Source organism: Arcobacter sp. s6, from assembly GCF_040884245.1.
In the GTDB taxonomy this organism is placed as follows: Bacteria; Campylobacterota; Campylobacteria; order Campylobacterales; family Arcobacteraceae; genus Aliarcobacter.
In genome coordinates, this window is record NZ_JBEVTN010000022.1 from 40,374 (window position 1) to 57,063 (window position 16,690).

Here is a 16,690-nt window from a genome sequence, read left to right on the forward strand (position 1 = left end):
AAAGGTAAAAAAGATTAATGGAAAATAAAATTAGAGAAGCACTAGATGAGATCAAAAGAGGAAGCTTCGAAATTATAGATATCGAAGCCATAGAAAAACTTATTAAAAGATATTTTGAAACAGGTGAAAACTTCTATGTTAAAGCTGGTTTTGATCCAACTGCTCCTGATTTACATCTAGGTCATACAGTACTTATACAAAAACTTGCAACTTTCCAAAAGTTTGGAGGAATTGTTCAATTTTTAATTGGAGATTTTACTGCAACTATTGGTGATCCAACTGGTAAAAGTGAAACAAGAAAAGTATTAAGTGAAGAAGATGTACAAAAAAATGCAGTTTCATATAAAGATCAAGTATTTAAAATTCTTGATGAATCAAAAACACAAGTTATGTTCAATAGTAAATGGCTAAAAGAACTTGGAACTGGGGGATTAATTGCACTTGCTTCAAATTTAACAGTTGCTAGAATGATCGAGAGAGATGATTTTTCTAAAAGATTTACTTCGAATACTCCAATAGCAGTAAGTGAATTTTTATATCCTTTATTACAAGGTTATGATTCAGTTGCTATGAATACAGATATTGAACTTGGTGGGACTGACCAAAAGTTCAATTTATTAATGGGAAGAACTTTACAAAAAGCATATAATTGCAAAAAACAACAAGCAGTTCTTATGATGCCAATTCTTGAAGGTTTAGATGGTGTTCAAAAAATGTCAAAATCTTTAGGTAACTATATTGGAGTAACTGATGAAGCTTTTGATATGTTTGGAAAGATATTATCAATTTCTGACGAATTAATGTGGAGATATTTTGAACTTCTATCTGCAAAATCATTAAAAGAGATTGAAGAAATAAAAGATGGGGTTAGAAATGAAACTTTACATCCTAAAAAAGTAAAAGAGTCACTTGCTATGGAAATAGTTGAGAGATTCCATGGAAATGGAGCAGGAGAACTTGCAAAAGAAGAATTTGAAAGAGTTTTTGCAAAAAAAGATGTTCCTACGGATATGAATTCTTTTGAGTTAAATGCTCCGATTTGGATTTGTCAAGCATTAGTTGACTCAAAATTAGTTGACTCTACATCACAAGCTAGACGTGATATTAAAGCAAATGCAGTATCAATAAATCAAGAAAAAATAAGTGATGATAAATTAAATTTAGAAAAAGGTGAATACATTTTACAAAAAGGTAAAAAGAATTTCGCTAAGATAATAATAAAATAGAAAGGCTAATTTTGAAAATAGGAAAGTATGAAATTAAGCACCCAATTATTCAAGGTGGAATGGGTGTAGGAATAAGCTGGGATCAATTAGCTGGTAATGTTAGTTTAGAAGGTGGATTAGGTGTAATATCTGCTGTTGGTACAGGTTATTATAGAAATAAAAGCGAAAATGTACAAATTATCACTAAAAAAGATAAACCAAAAGATGTTGCAAATTTTTATAGTAGAGACTCTTTATTTGAAATTGTTAAAAATGCAAGAAAGATTTGTGGAGATGCTCCATTAGGATGTAATGTTCTTTATGCAATTAATGATTATGGAAGAGTAGTTCGTGATGCTTGTGAAGCTGGTGTAAATATCATAATTACAGGTGCTGGGATTCCAACTAATATGCCTGAATTTACAAAAGATTATCCAGATGTTGCATTAATACCAATTGTATCAAGTGCTAGAGCTTTAAAACTTATTTGCAAAAAATGGAAAAGATATAACAAACTTCCTGATGCTGTTATTGTTGAAGGTCCTTTAAGTGGTGGACATCAAGGGTTTACTTATGATCAATGTATGCAAGAGGAATATCAATTAGAAAATATTGTTGGACCTGTTATTGAAGAAGCTAAACAATGGGGAAATTTCCCAATTATTGCAGCAGGTGGAGTTTGGGATAAAAATGATATAGATAAATATTTAGCAATGGGTTGTTCAGGTGTACAAATGGCAACTAGATTTATTGGAACATTTGAATGTGATGCTGATGCTAAACTAAAAAATGTATTATTAAATGCTAAAGAAGAAGATATCACATTAATGAAATCACCAGTTGGATTACCTGCAAGAGGAGTTCGAACAAACTTACAATTCTCAATTGAGAATAATACTGCACCAAAAGTTCAGTGTATTTCAAATTGTGTTGCACCTTGTAATAGAGGGCATGAAGCTAAAATTGTTGGATATTGTATTGCAGATAGATTAGGTGCTGCTTATAATGGAGACGTAGATACTGGATTATTTTTCACAGGATCAAATGGTTACAGAATTAATAAAATTATTTCTGTGAAAGAGTTAATGCAAAAATTAACTATCGGAGAATAAAAATTCTTAAAAAAATTTTCATTCTAACAATATTAACACTAAATTTATTATTTGCAAATGGTGTTTTTGCTGATTTAAAACAGCAATACCGTTCTGCAAAAATGAATTATTTAAATGCACTTATAGAAAAAAATGATCAAAAGAAGATTGCAGAACTTGAAAAAATAATTCTTTTAGGAGAACAGTTAAATAAAGATGTAACTCCTGATAGAAAAAAACTAGAAATCCTGCAAAAAAGAACAGCAAGTAACAATAATACATATAGCTCAAAAAATGAAACTGTAAAGCAAAGTGAATCATCAAATTCATCTTCATCAAATAATGATTTATACTATTCAATAAAATCAGTTTATACTTCAGGAAATACAATTATTGTAGATTTTAATGTAGATATTAATGAAAAAGATATTAAATTTTTCGAATTAAATCAAAAAACTGTAAATAAAGATGTTTTTGATTTAAAAGGTTTTTTCAAAGATGCTGCTCCTACAAAATTAGCTATAAATGGTGTTGATAAAATTGCAATCGGGCAATTTAAACCTGATGTATTAAGAATTGTTTTAAATGATAAAAGAAATCTTAATACATCATATATTGTAAATAAAAGACAAGTGATTATTTCTATAAATGAAAACTCAATAAAATCTACTGAACCAACAACTGTAGTATCTGAGCAAACAAGTGTGCCAAAAGAAGTAGTAAATTCTAGTTCTCAAGAATTTATTGATACTGTAAATCCTATACGTTCTATGGAAACACAAGGCAATAAAATAATAGTTAAGTTTAATAAAAACTACTACAAAAGAGATGTTCAATTTGTAAGATATAAAAATGCTTCAAATTATGAGAATGTTTTTAATCTTAATGGTAAATACAAATATGTTAATCCCATCAAATTAAGTATTGATGGTGTTGATAAAATTATTGTTAGTGAAAATGGAAGTAATGGAGTAAAAATAAGAATAATCAATAATTATGAACAAAAAGTTGATTATGTTCTAAATGATAAAGAATTAACTATTACTACTTATCCAACAGGACAATCAAATACAAACAGTAATACTTCAACTACAAAAGCAAAAGCACCTGTACAACAACCTAGAGTTATAAATAAAACAATTGTTATAGATCCAGGACATGGCGCAGATGATGCAGGAGCAGTAGGTCCAAATAAAAGATATGAAAAAGTTATAAATTTAAATGTATCAAAAAACTTATACAATATATTAAAACAAAGAGGATATAAGGTATTTCTTACAAGAAATAGTGATACTTTTATAAAAGTTATGAATAGAACAGTTCTTGCTAATGAAAAAAATGCTGATATATTTATATCTATTCATACAAACTCTGTTCCAAAAGAAAAAGCAAATGAAGTAACAGGAATAGAAACATTCTTTTTAAGTCCTGCTAGAAATGAAAGAGCAAAAAGAGTAGCTGCAATTGAGAATAAATCAGATATTAGAGAAATGAGTAATTCATCAAAAGATGTTTTTTTAGAATCTTTAAACAGACCTAGAATTACAGCTTCACATAAACTTGCAATTGATGTACAAGCAGGATTATTACAATCAGCTAGATCTAAATATAAAGATGTAAATGACTCAGGAGTTAGAGAAGGACCATTTTGGGTTCTTGTAGGAGCTCAGATGCCTTCTATTTTAGTAGAATTAGGATATGTATCTCATCCAGTAGAAAGTAAAAGATTGTATGATAAAAATTATCAACAATCATTAGCAAATGGAATTGCTAATGGAATTGATTCTTACTTTTCAAAAAATCCTTAATCTCTTTAATTAAATTTACTTGTTTATTTTTTATTCTAGGTAAATTATTTAAAGAGAAAAACTTAGCTTGTGAATTTTCCCAAGATAAATAATTAGTTTTTAAACTATCATCTGTAAAATATTTGTCCAAATCTTCTATATTATCAGCATTAACTAACCAAACACCAATATCTTTATCTATGTTAACTTGCTCAAAATAGTTCTCAAACAATGCAGCTTCAGCATGTAATGAACTCTCTTCAAATAATTCTCTTTTAGCACACTCATATGCACTTTCGTCTTTATTCTTAGTTCCTTTTAAACATCCCCATTTGTCTTTACTTGCAACAGAAAGGCATAATAATATTTTAATACTATCATTCCTAATTAAATAAGGAACAACACCATAAGCTTTCACATGAGATCTCATATTAACCCTTTTTATGAATTGATTTTTTTATTATAAAAATATATTGAAGATATTATCCAAAGAAACATAGGCATTAATATAGAAAGTTCAGGAATAACAATTCCACCATTTGTAAATTTGAATAACATAAAAAAGAATCCCCAAACAATTAGAGTTCCAAAAATTGAAAATGATGTAAATTTACCCATATTAAAAAATCTGCTATTTAATGAAGCATATGAATAAATTAAAAGTAATAAAGGAATTATAAAAAATGGGATAACAATTTGATTATATAATACACTTCTTATTGTTTGAGTATTTATACCTTGTTGATCTAGTAATATTAAAGCAGAAATTGCATCTAATATTGAAAACTCTGTATTTCCTTCATAAACATTATCTAGAATTTTAGGTTTAAATCCATCTAAGGTATGTAAAAACTTTTCATATCTAACATCTAACTTTGAATTCTCTAAAGTAATATTTTTAGGTTTTTTAACAATTTTAACATCTACAACATACCATCTATCATTTTGGAAATATGCTTTTTGTCCAACTATAGTTTCTACTACATCCATATCATCAATTTTAAAAATATGAATATTTTCAGCTCTTTTTTCAAGTGGTAATAATTTTTCAAAATATACATAATATTCATTATATTTTAAAAAAATATCACTTTTTGAACTTGTAAAATATTGATTATTTACAATTTTTCTTTTTTGATCATATGAATAGGCTAAAGGTGTTGTTTGAAGTAAAATAAGAACTGTTAATAAAAAAATTGAAATATTAACAACTGGTCTAAAAATATCTTTTCGTGTAGCTCCTAGTGCATTAAATGCTACAAATTCATTATTTCTAATAAATATTGCAAGTGTAATAACCCATCCAAAAACTATTGATAAGGGAAGTGCTAAAGTTAATGTAAAAAAACCATTATATAAAAGATAAAGTAATTGTAAATTAGCTGATGCCGGAATACTTTTAAAATTTTGTAAGAAATCTATTCCTACAAAAAAAAGTTCCAATGATATAAGTACAATTATAAAATTCATTAAGTACTTTTTTAAAATGTATTTAGTTAATATGCTCATAATTATTTCAATGTAAATTTAGATTTTACTAGATCGATATCTTCAGTTTTAAGTGCTTCAATCGCTTGAATAGTATGATTTATTATATCTTTTAATTTGTTCATTTCTTCTTTTGAAAAATTACTTAACACATAATTTGCTACATCACCTTTGTCAGCTGGTTTTCCAATACCAATTCTAACTCTAATATACTCTTTTGTAATATGAGAATCTAGTGATCTTAAGCCATTATGTCCACCATGACCACCACCAATTTTAAACTTCACAGTTCCAAATGGTAAATCTAAATCATCATGAATTACAATTATATTTTCTAAATTTATTTTATAATACTCTTTTATTGCATGAACTGCAAGACCAGAATTATTCATAAAAGTTGTTGGTTTTGAAAAAAGGTTATAACCTGATTTTAAAAGTGTAGATTGAAAATTCGAATTATTTATATTTGAAGTTGTAAGATTTTTGGTCATCTCATCGATAACCATAAACCCTACATTGTGCCTTGTTAATTGATATTTTTCACCAATATTACCAAGACCTACAATTAAGTGCATAAATACTAATTATTTAGCTTTGATAATACCAACAACTGGTACTCTTGGATCTAAGAAACATTTAACGTTTTCAGGTAAAGTTAAATCTCTAATTAAGATATTATCACCTGTATCTAATTTAGTAACATCTAAAGTAATGTTATTTGGTAAGTCTTCATAAGTACATTTAACAGGTACTCTTTTAGTATGAATCATTAAAAGACCTTTATTTTTAAGACCTTTTGCAATACCAGTAGTTTTAACTGGAATTTTATAAGATGTAAGTACACCTGGTTGTGCAACCATTAAATCAACGTGTAATAACTCTGAAGTTAATGGACATTTTTGATATTCTTGAACTACAACTTTAATAACTGTACCATCAAGATTTACATCAAATGCTAATGTTTCTTTATTTTTTAAGAATTTAATAAATTCATTTCTTTTAAATGCTCCTGCAACGTTCTCTAAACCTTTTCCATAAATATTTGCAATTAAATATCCATTTCTTCTTAAAGTTTTTGTTGCTTGTTTTGTCATACTATCTCTAATGATACCCTCTAACATAACGATCCTTTGTGTTTTAATTTTAGGGCGTGATTATATAAAAGCTTTCCTAAATTTTTGTTTAAGTTTTTATTAATTAATTATTTAACTTTTATTAATTGAATTTTTGATAGTATAAGCACCTTAATAAAATACAAAATACAAGGTATAATCCAATGATATTACTAGATGGAAAAGCATTATCTGAAAAAATTAAAGAAGAAGTTAAAGTAGAAGTAGCACAGCTTGTAGAAGAAAAACATATAACTCCTGGACTAGCAGTTATTCTAGTTGGAAGCGATGCTGCAAGTGCAACATATGTTGCAAGTAAAGCAAAATCATGTAAAAATGCAGGTATATATTCAGTTGTTCATGAAATGCCAGATAGCATTACACAAGAAGAATTATTAGAAACTATTGAAATGATGAACAAAAATCCTAAACTTGATGGTATTTTAGTTCAATTACCACTTCCAAAACATATTGATACAACTATTGTTTTAGAAGCTATTGATCCACTAAAAGATGTAGATGGTTTCCATCCTTATAATGTAGGAAGAATGGTTTCAAATCTTGATTCTTTTTTACCAGCAACTCCTTTTGGTGTTATGAGAATGTTTGAAGAGTATGGAATAGAATTAAGTGGTAAAAATGTAGTTGTTATTGGAAGTTCTGATATTGTTGGAAAACCAATGGCTTCACTTCTAATCAATGCAAAAGCAACAGTAACTGTTTGTAATTCTAGAACAAAAGATTTAAGCTCTCATACAAAAGCTGCTGATATAGTGGTTATTGCTGTTGGTGTTCCTTATTTATTAAAAGCTGATATGATAAAAGATGGTGCAATTGTTATTGATGTTGGTATCAATAGACTTGATACTGGTAAACTTGTTGGTGATGCTGATTTTGAAGATTGCAAATCGAAATGCTCTCATATAACTCCAGTTCCAGGTGGAGTGGGACCTATGACTATTGGAATGTTATTAAAAAATACTCTAAAAGCTGCAAAATTAAGAGAAAAAAGAGAAGCCAAATAAATGTTAAGTAAATTGTATAGATGGTCCTCTTCATGGACAGGAACTATCATAATTGTTCTAACTATTATATTTTTTATTGCTCAAGCATTTGTGATTCCAAGTGGAAGTATGAAAAATACTCTTTTAATTGGTGATATGCTTTTTGTTAAAAAATTCTCTTATGGTATTCCAACTCCTAGAATTCCTTGGATTGAAGTTAAAGTTTTACCTGACTTTAATGACAATGGACATTTAATAGAAGGTCCAAGACCACAAAGAGGTGATATTGTTGTTTTTAGATACCCTAAAAATGAATCTATTCATTATGTAAAAAGAGCAGTTGCAACAGGTGGTGATATCGTTGCACTAAAAGATAAACACCTTTTACTTCATCCAAAAGAAGGTAATGAGTTTGTAAAAGCAAACTATCCAAAAGAAAGTATTATTGAAGTGGGAGATAAACTTTGGGTTGTAGATCCATATAAAAAAGATCATCCAGGAATTCACAATGATGAAAATGTTATTGATAACAACTTAAATCCTAGTGAGTTATTTAATATGATGCCAATTATAGTTCCTGAAGATGAAACATTTATGATGGGTGACAATAGAGATCACTCAAATGATTCAAGATTTTGGGGAACTGTTCCTTATAAATTTATAGTTGGGAAACCTTGGTTTATTTATTTCTCATGGAGTGAAGACAAAGAAATTAGATGGGATAGAGTTTTAAAAACTGTTGAAACTTTAGAAGAAACAGTTGACTTTGATAAATTACAAATTGAACAACAAGAAGGGATTTATTAATGAAATATTTTATTGGTGCAGATCATGCAGGTATTGATATAAAAGCTTATGTAAAAGAACTTTTTGAAGAACGTGGTCACGAAGTAGTTGATTTAGGGCCTTTTAGTAAAGATAGAGTTGATTATCCTGATTATGCTGCAAAAGTTTGTAATAAAGTTCTAGAAAATGAAGGAACAATGGGTATTTTAATTTGTGGTTCAGGACTTGGAATGAGTATGTCTGCAAATAAATTTGATGGAATTAGAGCAGCACTTTGTCATAATGAATATAGTGCAAGAATGGCTAGAAAACACAACGATGCAAATGTTATTTGCTTAGGTGAGAGAGTTTCTGGTTATGGAATGATTGAAGCTATCATAAAAGCATGGGATAAAGCAGAGTTCGAAGGTGGAAGACACACTGGACGAGTTGAAAAAATCAACGCTTTAGGAAAAATGGGAAGCTGTAGAGCATAGGTTTTAAACCTATGCTTTTCCTAGTAAATATAAAATAAATTGATATATCTTATATTATCAGATATAATTCTTATAGATTAAAACTATTAAAAGGATATATTATGACTACTTATGGTGTTACAGATATTCAAAATAAACCATCACTAATAAAAGCTATAGATATTGCTAAAATTATAGATAAAAGAAAACATATAACATTAGGATATTTTATTTCTTCAAAATATGAAGATATTATTAAACCAATAATTGAAAAAATTGATAGAGAAGAAAAAGTAGCAAAATTAAATAAATTAAAACAACATCAAGATTTAGAGTTTGCAGAACTTGGAGTTGATGATGGAATTAAATAGAGGCGATATTGTAATTGTAAATCTATATCCAAAAAAAGGTGATGAAGTTGGGAAAATTAGACCAGCTGTAATTATTTCAGGTAATGATGAAAATTCTATTTTAGATACAGTTATACTTATGCCTCTTTCAACCGACTTAATTGATGATATGTTTCCATATAGAATAAGAATAAAAAAAAGAGATCATTTAAAGCAAGATTCTGATATCTTAATTAATCAAATACGAACTCTATCGAAAGTAAGAATCAAAGAAAAAATAGGAAAAATTACATCTCAAGAGTATGATTTACTAATAGAAGCCCTTTGTAAGAATTTTAGATAATTTTTTTACATTCTTAAAAGCAAATATTTTTATACATCAAATAACCATTACAATCTGCATAATAATCTTTTAAAACTTTTTTAATTTCAAAACCATATTTTTTATATAAATTTATTGCTGTTTCATTTGAAACTTTTACTTCTAAAGAAAAATCCTTATCTTTTAAATTTTCAAAGCTATATTCCATAAGTTTTTTAGCTAAGCCTCTATTTTGAAAACTATTTCCAATGGCAAGAGAGTAGAGCCTATAATATTTTTTTCTTTTTAACCACAAAATATATCCAGCTGCTACTCCATCTATTTCTATTTTATATAATTCATTATTTAAAATATGATATTTAATTGAACTTTTACTCATTGAAAATGGATCATTTAAAAAAACTTCTCTTTCTATATCATAAAGAGAAGTTAGATCTTCTAAATTTGCTGCTCTTATCATTTTTGATAAATCGTATATTTTGGAACTAATTTTTTTGGTCTATATGACATTTTTACTTTTTTTAGATTTTCAAATCCCATATCATCACCAACATTTATATACTCAACTGCATATTTATCTTTTAATATTTTGGTAAATTCTCTAAATATAAATTGAGCACAGCCAAGTACTTCAAAATCTGTTTTTTCTATAATTACACTTGCTGTGTGTTCATTTATTTTTTCACCTACTGTGAAACCTTTTACTTCATCATCTATATAAATAACAAGACCTATAATATCTAAATTATTATAGTCATTCATAAGTCTTTTTATTGCAAATCTTTCAAAATAAATACCATCCATAAAAACCTCTACTTCTTCTTTTGGCATATAAGTTGTTCTATCTCTTACCCATTTATTAAATAGTGCCATTACAGCACTTCCATGTTTTTCTTTATCAAGAATTTCAATTTTATGATTTGGATATACGTTTCTGAATCTATTTATTTCATTTCTTTTTGATTTATAAGAGTCACCTTTTAAATCTATTAAGTCATCAACCTTATAAATATAATCTACAAGCTTTTTTTCAATTATAAAATCTTTTAGCATTTCATAAACTAAAGTACCCTCTTCTAAATAATCAACAAATCCTTCAAGTAATTCTTCATGAACATATTCTATTTTTGAATAGTTTCTATTACTATTATGTGAATTCATAATTTCAAAACATTGAATCATAGCATCGTAAGTATTCTCTTTTTTACCAATTGGAGGTAAAAGCATTGTTAATTCACCTGAGTTTAAAATAAACAAACAAAAAGTTTCATTTACTATTGTAAAAAATCCAGTTGCAGTTGAAAGCCAAATATAATTTCCCGCAAAAGTATAATCACTAACATCTACATTTATTAATTTTAAGTATTCATCCATAATTGATTTTGCTTTTAAATCAAAGTGCTTTAATGTGTAATTACTTATTGTCAAAGTTGACATTTTTTTTATTCCTTAAAAAATTTTCGAAATTATACATCTGTTTTTTGTTTTTGCATCAACAAATTTTTAATTTTATTATAAGTGCCTATTTATCAATATTATGTGATAATCAAAGAAAATGTAAAAGGCATATATATGAGTGATTGGCAAGTTTATTTGATGATGTTTGTAATTGTATCTTTGATGTTACTTGGTAAAAAAATGATGTTTTTTGATGACTCAGAAAAAGATAAGAAAAATCTAAAAGAGCCTGCAGAACCAAAGGATAAAAATTGATAAATCCAAGAATTATAGATTACATATTTACTTCAGCTTCAATTCAAAGATGGAATGACTATCCAAGAATGGTTGAACTAGTTGAACTTGATAAACAAGCACACAAGTTTATAATTGCATATTTTATTGCCAAACTTGAAAAAGATATAAATTATACTCACTTAATAGAAGCTGGAATATTTGAATTCTTGAGACGAGTTGTTGTAACGGATATAAGACCTGATGTTTTTAGAAAAGCCTTACAAAAAAAATCAAAAGAAATTAACTCATGGGTTATATCAAAACTTACTCCTTCATTAAAAGATATAGATAATGGAAACTTTTTACAAAAATTTCAAGAGTATTTAGAGAATCCTCAAATATATAAAAAAGAGAGATTTATTCTAAAAGCTGCTTCATACTTAGCTACTAAATGGGAATTTTCAATTGTATATCAAACAAGTCAATTTTTAAATGATATTGAAGATGTTAAAAAAAGTGTAGATGAAGAAATTGAAGATTATTATGAGTTAATAGGAGTACGAAAAATTGCTCTAAATAAAAAATTAACAAAAATTATAGATTTAAGTGGAAGATTAAGATTTCAGAAAAGATGGGCACAAACACCAAGAGTTCCTGAAACTTCCGTTTTAGGGCATATGTTAACAGTTGCTATTTTTGGATATTTCTTCTCTATTGAAGTAAATGCTTGTGATAAAAGATTACAAAACAATTTTTTCACAGCCCTATTTCATGACTTACCTGAAGCCCTAACACGAGATATTATCACTCCTGTTAAATATTGTGTAGATGAGTTGTCAGACATTATAGCTGAGTATGAAATTGAAAAAATAGAAGATGATATTCTTCCAAATATTCCAGATATTTTACATGATGAATTTTCTTATATACTTGGACTTTATGATGGTGTAAAAGAAGAGTTTGAAAATAAGATTTATGAAGATAAAATTCAAATTGTAGAAGATGTATCAAAATATAATTCAGATAGATACAATGCAATAGATGGACTTGCATTAAAACAATGTGATAAATTATCAGCATTTGTTGAAGCTAGTTTGTCTATATCACATGGAATAAAATCAAAAGAATTAATAAGTGGGAAAAAAGAGATTTTAAAAGGTTTAAAAACAGTTCAAGGAATTGATTTCAAAGCCATAGCTACACAAATTGACTATGAATTTGGAACAACTGGACAAACTCAAGTTCGAATGGAGTTTGATTAAAATATAGCTTAAAAGCTATATTTTAAATTTACATATCCATATCTTCCTGGGTCATTGAATAATACTCTTTCAGAACTAACTGTTGCATATGTAATATCTTGATAAGTATTTGTTGAGTTATATACTTTGTCAAATAAATTATCTAACCCAAGAGTTAAACCAATATTTTTATGTAATTGATTTGTATATTTTAGGTTAAATACAGCATACCCTGATAATTCTTGTTCTTTTGCACTTGAATCATAACTATCCCAGCTATCAACAGCTACAACTTCTGCTGTATATTTTGCTTTTGCTTGCTCATAATTAAATGCTAAATTTGCTTTTAATGGTGGAATCTCAGCTAAATCTTTATCTGTGTAATCACCATCTTTTTTACCTCTTTGGTAAGCCATTCCATAATCAAGTGAGAAATTTTCTGTCATAAAATAGAATCCAGAAATATCTAAACCGTAGATTTTAGCATCAAGGTTTTCAAATTTACTTGTTGCTGATGTAGTACTAGAATTATAGATATAATCTTTCAACACAGAATAAAAAAGTTTTGGTCTAATATTAAAGGCCCCAATTGTTTTATCAAATCCTAAATCTATTTCATAATTTTGTGTTTGATCTAAATCTGAATTACCATAAGTAGAATCATAAAGTTCTCTAGCATCAGGAACTCTAGCAGATTTTCCAATTCCTGCAAAATATTTCATATTTTCATCTACATTATAAATACCAAAAACATTTGCATTTAAAGCAGCATATTTCTTATCATCATTTGAAACACTTGATGAATCAACATCAGAATAATCATATCTTGAAGCAAATTCTAAATCTAATTTACCAAATGATTTTTCTACTTTTGCAAAAATAGCTTTATTTGTTGTATCCGTTGAAGCTAAACTTATCGTAGAAGCACCAGCAATACCTGTAGCAATATTTGTAGAATATTTTTTTCCGCTCCAGTTTCTAACACTTGTATCTAATCCAACTGTCACTAAAGAATCAGCAACTTCCATACTATTTTTTAATTTTGTTCCCCAAATAGATGTTTTATAAAATGCTGTCATATAATTTGTTGCACCATTAGTTCTAAGTTTTGTACTCATAGGATGGTCAACATTTGAATAATAATAATCTAGATTTAATTCTTTTGAAAAACTTGTTAAATTTCTAGCTGTATATCCAACTGTATAAATATTTGAATCATCATAATCAGCATCCATAGTTCCTGTTGGATATAAAACACCATCACTTCTATTTCCTGTATAAGATAGTTTTATTTCAGAATCATCATTAATATTAAACTGACCTTTTGTTAAAAGTGTTTTTTTCTCATATGCATCTACACTAGGATTAATATATCGATTAGCGCTTGACATTCCACTTAAAACTTGTTGTTCAGAAAAATTATTTCCATTTCCATCTTTATATTGATCACTAGTTTCTGTTGAAGTAGAAACCAATAATTTAAATCTATCTGTTCCACCACTTACAGTCGCACTAGCTTTTCTGTAACCAAAACTTCCAGCTCCTAGATTTACTTCTGCATGTACGTCTTTTGTTGGTTCTTTTGTCTCTACTTTTACAAGACCACTTAATGTTCCAAAATTTTCAACATCATAAGGACCTTCGATTACTTTTACATTTTTAACATTATTTGATAAAACATGAGAAGTTGCAGGATCCATTCTATTTGGACAGGCTCCATAGATTTTTGCTTCATCTAGGATTATGTTGATATTATCTTTTTTTTGCCCTCTTAAAATAATATCATTTGCAATTCCACTTCTTCTCACAATTGATACAGAAGGGACATTTTTACTTAGAGACTCAGCTAAATCTCCACTTTTTATTTGCTCATTACTTACATCTTTTACTATCTTTGAATTCGCAGTTTCAACGATACTTATTGTTTCTAAATTTTGAACTTCATTTGCACTTAGTATAACAGCCGTAGTTATAAGTGATAAAGAGATGATTTTCTTCATAAATTTTACCTTGTATTAATAAATTTATGAATTATCTCCAAGGGCTGTTAATTATTTGTTAATTCTTATTTAATTTTGTTAACTATTAGAAATTCTTATAAATATAATCTTTACATTCTTTTATTTCATCTTTTATCTTTTCATTTTCCCAATTATAAAGTTTACCCATTTCACTACATACAGTTTCAACACAATCTAACGCAGCTTTTTTATTTATAAAACAAAGGCCTGTTCTTCTTACTAAAAAATCTATAGGCTTTTTAACAAATTCATACTCTAAACAATATATAATTTCAGCTTTTAAATATGGTAGTTTTTCATTGATTAACTCAAAATTATTAAGTTCATTTGCTATATTTAATACTATTGTTGCACTATTGCCATAAAGTGTTATTAAAGATTGTTTTGTTTCTTGTGTAATTGGATAAAAACTTATTAGCTTTTCTAATTTTGAGTATTTTATATCATTTGAAAATAATTTATAATGTTTTGTTTGGCATGTTTTTCTTTTCTCTAAATAATTTTTTTCGAATAAAAAATCCATTAAATCTTCAGCCATTTTTCTATAAGTTGTCCATTTTCCACCTGCAATTGACACTAAGCCATTTTTAGAAATTTTTATAACATATTCTCTAACTATTTGTTCTGTTTTATTTTTAGTGTTACTTTTTATAAGTGGTCTTATTCCACTCCAAGCAGATAAAATATCATCTTTTTTTAAAGATTTAATAAAATACTTATTTACTTCATTTAATAAATATTCTATTTCTTCATCTTTTGCATTTATATTTTCATCATAAATACACTTATTATCTGTTGTTCCTATTAAGCAATGATTTAAATAAGGTAGTATAAAAATAATTCTTCCATCACTAGTATTTGGTATTAACAAGGCTTCATCTGAAAATAAAAAGTCTTTTGAAATAACTATATGAACTCCACTACTTAGAGCTAAAATTTCTTTTGAATCTTTATCATCTAAAACTCGCATATTATCTACATTTGCTCCTGTTGCATTTATTATGCAAGAGCAGCCTATTTCATAAGTTTTATTTTCTGTTTTATCGAAATATCTAACACCACTTATTTTTTGATTTTCATAATATAAAAACTCTATAACTTCACAATAATTTTTTGCAATTGCACCTTCTTTAACTGATGATTGAATCAAGGCAATAACCATTTTACTATCTAAAAAACTTCCATCATAAAAAGATAAACATCCTTTTAAACTCTTTTTCTTTAAATTTGGGAAATATAAAGAACTTAATACATTATTTATAAAAGAGTTATTTCCTATATTTTTTTTACCAGCTATTATTTTATAGAGTAAAAGTCCAATCCAAGTATAGAAAAAATTTATATACGAAAAAATAGGAATATTTATTTTGATTTTTTTTGATAATAAAGAAGCATTCTTTAAAAAAACATACCTTTCTTCTAATCCCTCTTTTACTAAATCATATTGAGCTTTATCAAGATCTTTAATAGCCTTTTCAAGATATCTTACTCCTCCATGAACCAATTTCGAACTTTTAGAGCTAGAACCACTTGCAAAATCATTTTTTTCTAATAATATAGCTTTATAACCTCTAAGGGTTGCATCAAGTAAAATACCACTTCCAACAGCTCCACCACCAATAATCACAATATCATAATTTTTTTGATTCAATTGCATAATTCAGCCTTTTTATAAGGTATTTAATAAAAGCTTTTTGTTAAGCTAGGATATAATAAAAATAAATAAAAAGGAATAAAATGCAAATAATTTTTGGTATCGCTATTTTTATTATCATAGTAACACTTATACTTTATAAAGTTAATAATCAATTTGAAAAAAAAGAATTCATAATTCTTCTAGTGATTATTCTAATAACTTCAATTGCGTACATATCTTATGAAAATAAACAAGAAGAGTTTTTTCCAAATATGTTTAAAGAAAAATATGAAAAAGAAAAAAATATCACCATAAATGAATTAACTTCAGAATTACAAAATAATAAAGTAGTAAGTTCAAAAACAAAATTTATTTATAAATTTACATATATTATAAGTAAAGAAAATAAAGAATTTTTATGTACAGTTTCAAATGTGGAGATAAATAAAATAGAGGATAGCTATATCTTCAAAAACTTTAAAGACTTAAAAGAAGAGTGTTATCAAAGATAAACTCTT

Annotated in this window: 19 protein-coding genes; 11 read left to right on the top strand and 8 right to left on the bottom strand. The window is 27.0% G+C overall.

All coding sequences use genetic code 11. The annotated features are described in order from the left end of the window. The first annotated feature begins 17 nt into the window (after window positions 1–17). The 3 genes from tyrS (at window position 18) to ABVS04_RS13685 (ending at window position 4,104) form a co-directional block, all read left to right on the top strand. Window positions 18–1,226 (top strand): tyrosine--tRNA ligase, encoded by a 1,209-nt coding sequence (tyrS, locus tag ABVS04_RS13675; RefSeq protein ID WP_368031319.1) that lies wholly within the window; start codon window positions 18–20, stop codon window positions 1,224–1,226. 11 nt (window positions 1,227–1,237) lie between these two features. After that, window positions 1,238–2,317, top strand: a complete 1,080-nt coding sequence (locus ABVS04_RS13680) for a nitronate monooxygenase (protein WP_368031320.1) — start codon at window positions 1,238–1,240, stop codon at window positions 2,315–2,317. A gap of 101 nt (window positions 2,318–2,418) precedes the next feature. Next, window positions 2,419–4,104 carry an N-acetylmuramoyl-L-alanine amidase gene (locus ABVS04_RS13685; RefSeq protein WP_368031321.1) on the top strand — a complete coding sequence of 562 codons (1,686 nt, stop codon included), beginning with the start codon at window positions 2,419–2,421 and terminating at the stop codon, window positions 4,102–4,104. Here ABVS04_RS13685 and ABVS04_RS13690 read toward each other — a convergent pair. Genes ABVS04_RS13690 through ABVS04_RS13705 form a run of 4 tightly spaced genes read right to left on the bottom strand, consistent with a single transcriptional unit; the run spans window position 4,067 to window position 6,692 of the window. Then, complete coding sequence (locus ABVS04_RS13690) at window positions 4,067–4,513, bottom strand: NUDIX domain-containing protein (protein ID WP_368031322.1); 447 nt, start codon at window positions 4,511–4,513, stop codon at window positions 4,067–4,069. The genes ABVS04_RS13685 and ABVS04_RS13690 overlap by 38 nt on opposite strands. A gap of 11 nt (window positions 4,514–4,524) precedes the next feature. Next, the gene (locus ABVS04_RS13695; protein WP_368031323.1) at window positions 4,525–5,592 is read right to left on the bottom strand and encodes an LptF/LptG family permease; all 1,068 of its coding nucleotides are present in this window, start codon (window positions 5,590–5,592) and stop codon (window positions 4,525–4,527) included. A gap of 2 nt (window positions 5,593–5,594) precedes the next feature. Next, window positions 5,595–6,146, bottom strand: coding sequence for an aminoacyl-tRNA hydrolase (gene pth / locus ABVS04_RS13700; RefSeq protein ID WP_368031324.1), 552 nt, complete (start codon window positions 6,144–6,146; stop codon window positions 5,595–5,597). 9 nt (window positions 6,147–6,155) lie between these two features. After that, window positions 6,156–6,692 carry a 50S ribosomal protein L25/general stress protein Ctc gene (locus ABVS04_RS13705; RefSeq protein ID WP_368031325.1) on the bottom strand — a complete coding sequence of 179 codons (537 nt, stop codon included), beginning with the start codon at window positions 6,690–6,692 and terminating at the stop codon, window positions 6,156–6,158. A gap of 155 nt (window positions 6,693–6,847) precedes the next feature. Between ABVS04_RS13705 and folD the strand changes: the two genes are divergently transcribed. The 5 genes from folD to ABVS04_RS13730 all read left to right on the top strand — a co-directional run bounded on the left by folD (window position 6,848) and on the right by ABVS04_RS13730 (window position 9,621). After that, a complete protein-coding gene (folD, locus tag ABVS04_RS13710; protein WP_368031326.1) occupies window positions 6,848–7,708 on the top strand; it encodes a bifunctional methylenetetrahydrofolate dehydrogenase/methenyltetrahydrofolate cyclohydrolase FolD in 861 nt (286 codons plus the stop codon). Then, window positions 7,709–8,494, top strand: coding sequence for a signal peptidase I (gene lepB / locus ABVS04_RS13715; RefSeq protein WP_368031327.1), 786 nt, complete (start codon window positions 7,709–7,711; stop codon window positions 8,492–8,494). Next, window positions 8,494–8,949 (top strand): ribose 5-phosphate isomerase B, encoded by a 456-nt coding sequence (rpiB, locus tag ABVS04_RS13720; RefSeq protein ID WP_368031328.1) that lies wholly within the window; start codon window positions 8,494–8,496, stop codon window positions 8,947–8,949. The genes lepB and rpiB overlap by 1 nt, the downstream gene beginning before the upstream one ends. A gap of 101 nt (window positions 8,950–9,050) precedes the next feature. Further along, complete coding sequence (locus ABVS04_RS13725) at window positions 9,051–9,299, top strand: hypothetical protein (RefSeq protein WP_368031329.1); 249 nt, start codon at window positions 9,051–9,053, stop codon at window positions 9,297–9,299. Continuing rightward, complete coding sequence (locus tag ABVS04_RS13730; RefSeq protein ID WP_368031330.1) at window positions 9,286–9,621, top strand: type II toxin-antitoxin system PemK/MazF family toxin; 336 nt, start codon at window positions 9,286–9,288, stop codon at window positions 9,619–9,621. The genes ABVS04_RS13725 and ABVS04_RS13730 overlap by 14 nt, the downstream gene beginning before the upstream one ends. Before the next feature lie 13 nt (window positions 9,622–9,634). On the opposite strand, the gene ABVS04_RS13735 is transcribed toward ABVS04_RS13730, so the two are convergent. Together ABVS04_RS13735 and ABVS04_RS13740 are read right to left on the bottom strand one after the other, a co-directional pair. Next, window positions 9,635–10,060, bottom strand: coding sequence for a GNAT family N-acetyltransferase (locus ABVS04_RS13735; RefSeq protein WP_368031331.1), 426 nt, complete (start codon window positions 10,058–10,060; stop codon window positions 9,635–9,637). Further along, window positions 10,057–11,037, bottom strand: coding sequence for a DUF2156 domain-containing protein (locus tag ABVS04_RS13740; protein WP_368031332.1), 981 nt, complete (start codon window positions 11,035–11,037; stop codon window positions 10,057–10,059). Before ABVS04_RS13740 ends, ABVS04_RS13735 begins: the two co-directional genes overlap by 4 nt. Before the next feature lie 135 nt (window positions 11,038–11,172). Here ABVS04_RS13740 and ABVS04_RS13745 point away from each other — a divergent pair, with 135 nt between their 5' ends. Beyond that, window positions 11,173–11,313 carry a hypothetical protein gene (locus ABVS04_RS13745; protein ID WP_368031333.1) on the top strand — a complete coding sequence of 47 codons (141 nt, stop codon included), beginning with the start codon at window positions 11,173–11,175 and terminating at the stop codon, window positions 11,311–11,313. Next, window positions 11,310–12,536 (top strand): HD domain-containing protein, encoded by a 1,227-nt coding sequence (locus ABVS04_RS13750; RefSeq protein WP_368031334.1) that lies wholly within the window; start codon window positions 11,310–11,312, stop codon window positions 12,534–12,536. Before ABVS04_RS13745 ends, ABVS04_RS13750 begins: the two co-directional genes overlap by 4 nt. 8 nt (window positions 12,537–12,544) lie before the next feature. Here ABVS04_RS13750 and ABVS04_RS13755 read toward each other — a convergent pair whose 3' ends face one another. Both ABVS04_RS13755 and ABVS04_RS13760 read right to left on the bottom strand, forming a co-directional pair. Then, window positions 12,545–14,515: a TonB-dependent receptor gene (locus ABVS04_RS13755; RefSeq protein WP_368031335.1), complete on the bottom strand. Its 1,971-nt coding sequence runs from the start codon at window positions 14,513–14,515 to the stop codon at window positions 12,545–12,547. A gap of 85 nt (window positions 14,516–14,600) precedes the next feature. Next, window positions 14,601–16,193, bottom strand: a complete 1,593-nt coding sequence (locus ABVS04_RS13760; protein WP_368031336.1) for an FAD-dependent oxidoreductase — start codon at window positions 16,191–16,193, stop codon at window positions 14,601–14,603. An 80-nt stretch (window positions 16,194–16,273) separates the two neighbouring features. On the opposite strand from ABVS04_RS13760, the gene ABVS04_RS13765 reads away from it, so the two are divergent. Beyond that, a complete protein-coding gene (locus ABVS04_RS13765) occupies window positions 16,274–16,684 on the top strand; it encodes a hypothetical protein (RefSeq protein WP_368031337.1) in 411 nt (136 codons plus the stop codon). Window positions 16,685–16,690 lie beyond the last annotated feature (6 nt).

What these genes read in the sequence shown, in the direction of transcription:
- tyrS (WP_368031319.1), top strand. Translation starts at nt 18, where the DNA reads ATGGAAAATAAAATTAGAGAAGCACTAGATGAGATCAAAAGAGGAAGC.
- ABVS04_RS13685 (WP_368031321.1), top strand. Translation starts at nt 2,419, where the DNA reads ATGAATTATTTAAATGCACTTATAGAAAAAAATGATCAAAAGAAGATT.
- ABVS04_RS13690 (WP_368031322.1), bottom strand. Translation starts at nt 4,513, where the DNA reads ATGAGATCTCATGTGAAAGCTTATGGTGTTGTTCCTTATTTAATTAGG.
- ABVS04_RS13695 (WP_368031323.1), bottom strand. Translation starts at nt 5,592, where the DNA reads ATGAGCATATTAACTAAATACATTTTAAAAAAGTACTTAATGAATTTT.
- pth (WP_368031324.1), bottom strand. Translation starts at nt 6,146, where the DNA reads ATGCACTTAATTGTAGGTCTTGGTAATATTGGTGAAAAATATCAATTA.
- ABVS04_RS13705 (WP_368031325.1), bottom strand. Translation starts at nt 6,692, where the DNA reads ATGTTAGAGGGTATCATTAGAGATAGTATGACAAAACAAGCAACAAAA.
- folD (WP_368031326.1), top strand. Translation starts at nt 6,848, where the DNA reads ATGATATTACTAGATGGAAAAGCATTATCTGAAAAAATTAAAGAAGAA.
- lepB (WP_368031327.1), top strand. Translation starts at nt 7,709, where the DNA reads ATGTTAAGTAAATTGTATAGATGGTCCTCTTCATGGACAGGAACTATC.
- rpiB (WP_368031328.1), top strand. Translation starts at nt 8,494, where the DNA reads ATGAAATATTTTATTGGTGCAGATCATGCAGGTATTGATATAAAAGCT.
- ABVS04_RS13725 (WP_368031329.1), top strand. Translation starts at nt 9,051, where the DNA reads ATGACTACTTATGGTGTTACAGATATTCAAAATAAACCATCACTAATA.
- ABVS04_RS13730 (WP_368031330.1), top strand. Translation starts at nt 9,286, where the DNA reads ATGGAATTAAATAGAGGCGATATTGTAATTGTAAATCTATATCCAAAA.
- ABVS04_RS13735 (WP_368031331.1), bottom strand. Translation starts at nt 10,060, where the DNA reads ATGATAAGAGCAGCAAATTTAGAAGATCTAACTTCTCTTTATGATATA.
- ABVS04_RS13740 (WP_368031332.1), bottom strand. Translation starts at nt 11,037, where the DNA reads ATGTCAACTTTGACAATAAGTAATTACACATTAAAGCACTTTGATTTA.
- ABVS04_RS13745 (WP_368031333.1), top strand. Translation starts at nt 11,173, where the DNA reads ATGAGTGATTGGCAAGTTTATTTGATGATGTTTGTAATTGTATCTTTG.
- ABVS04_RS13755 (WP_368031335.1), bottom strand. Translation starts at nt 14,515, where the DNA reads ATGAAGAAAATCATCTCTTTATCACTTATAACTACGGCTGTTATACTA.
- ABVS04_RS13760 (WP_368031336.1), bottom strand. Translation starts at nt 16,193, where the DNA reads ATGCAATTGAATCAAAAAAATTATGATATTGTGATTATTGGTGGTGGA.
- ABVS04_RS13765 (WP_368031337.1), top strand. Translation starts at nt 16,274, where the DNA reads ATGCAAATAATTTTTGGTATCGCTATTTTTATTATCATAGTAACACTT.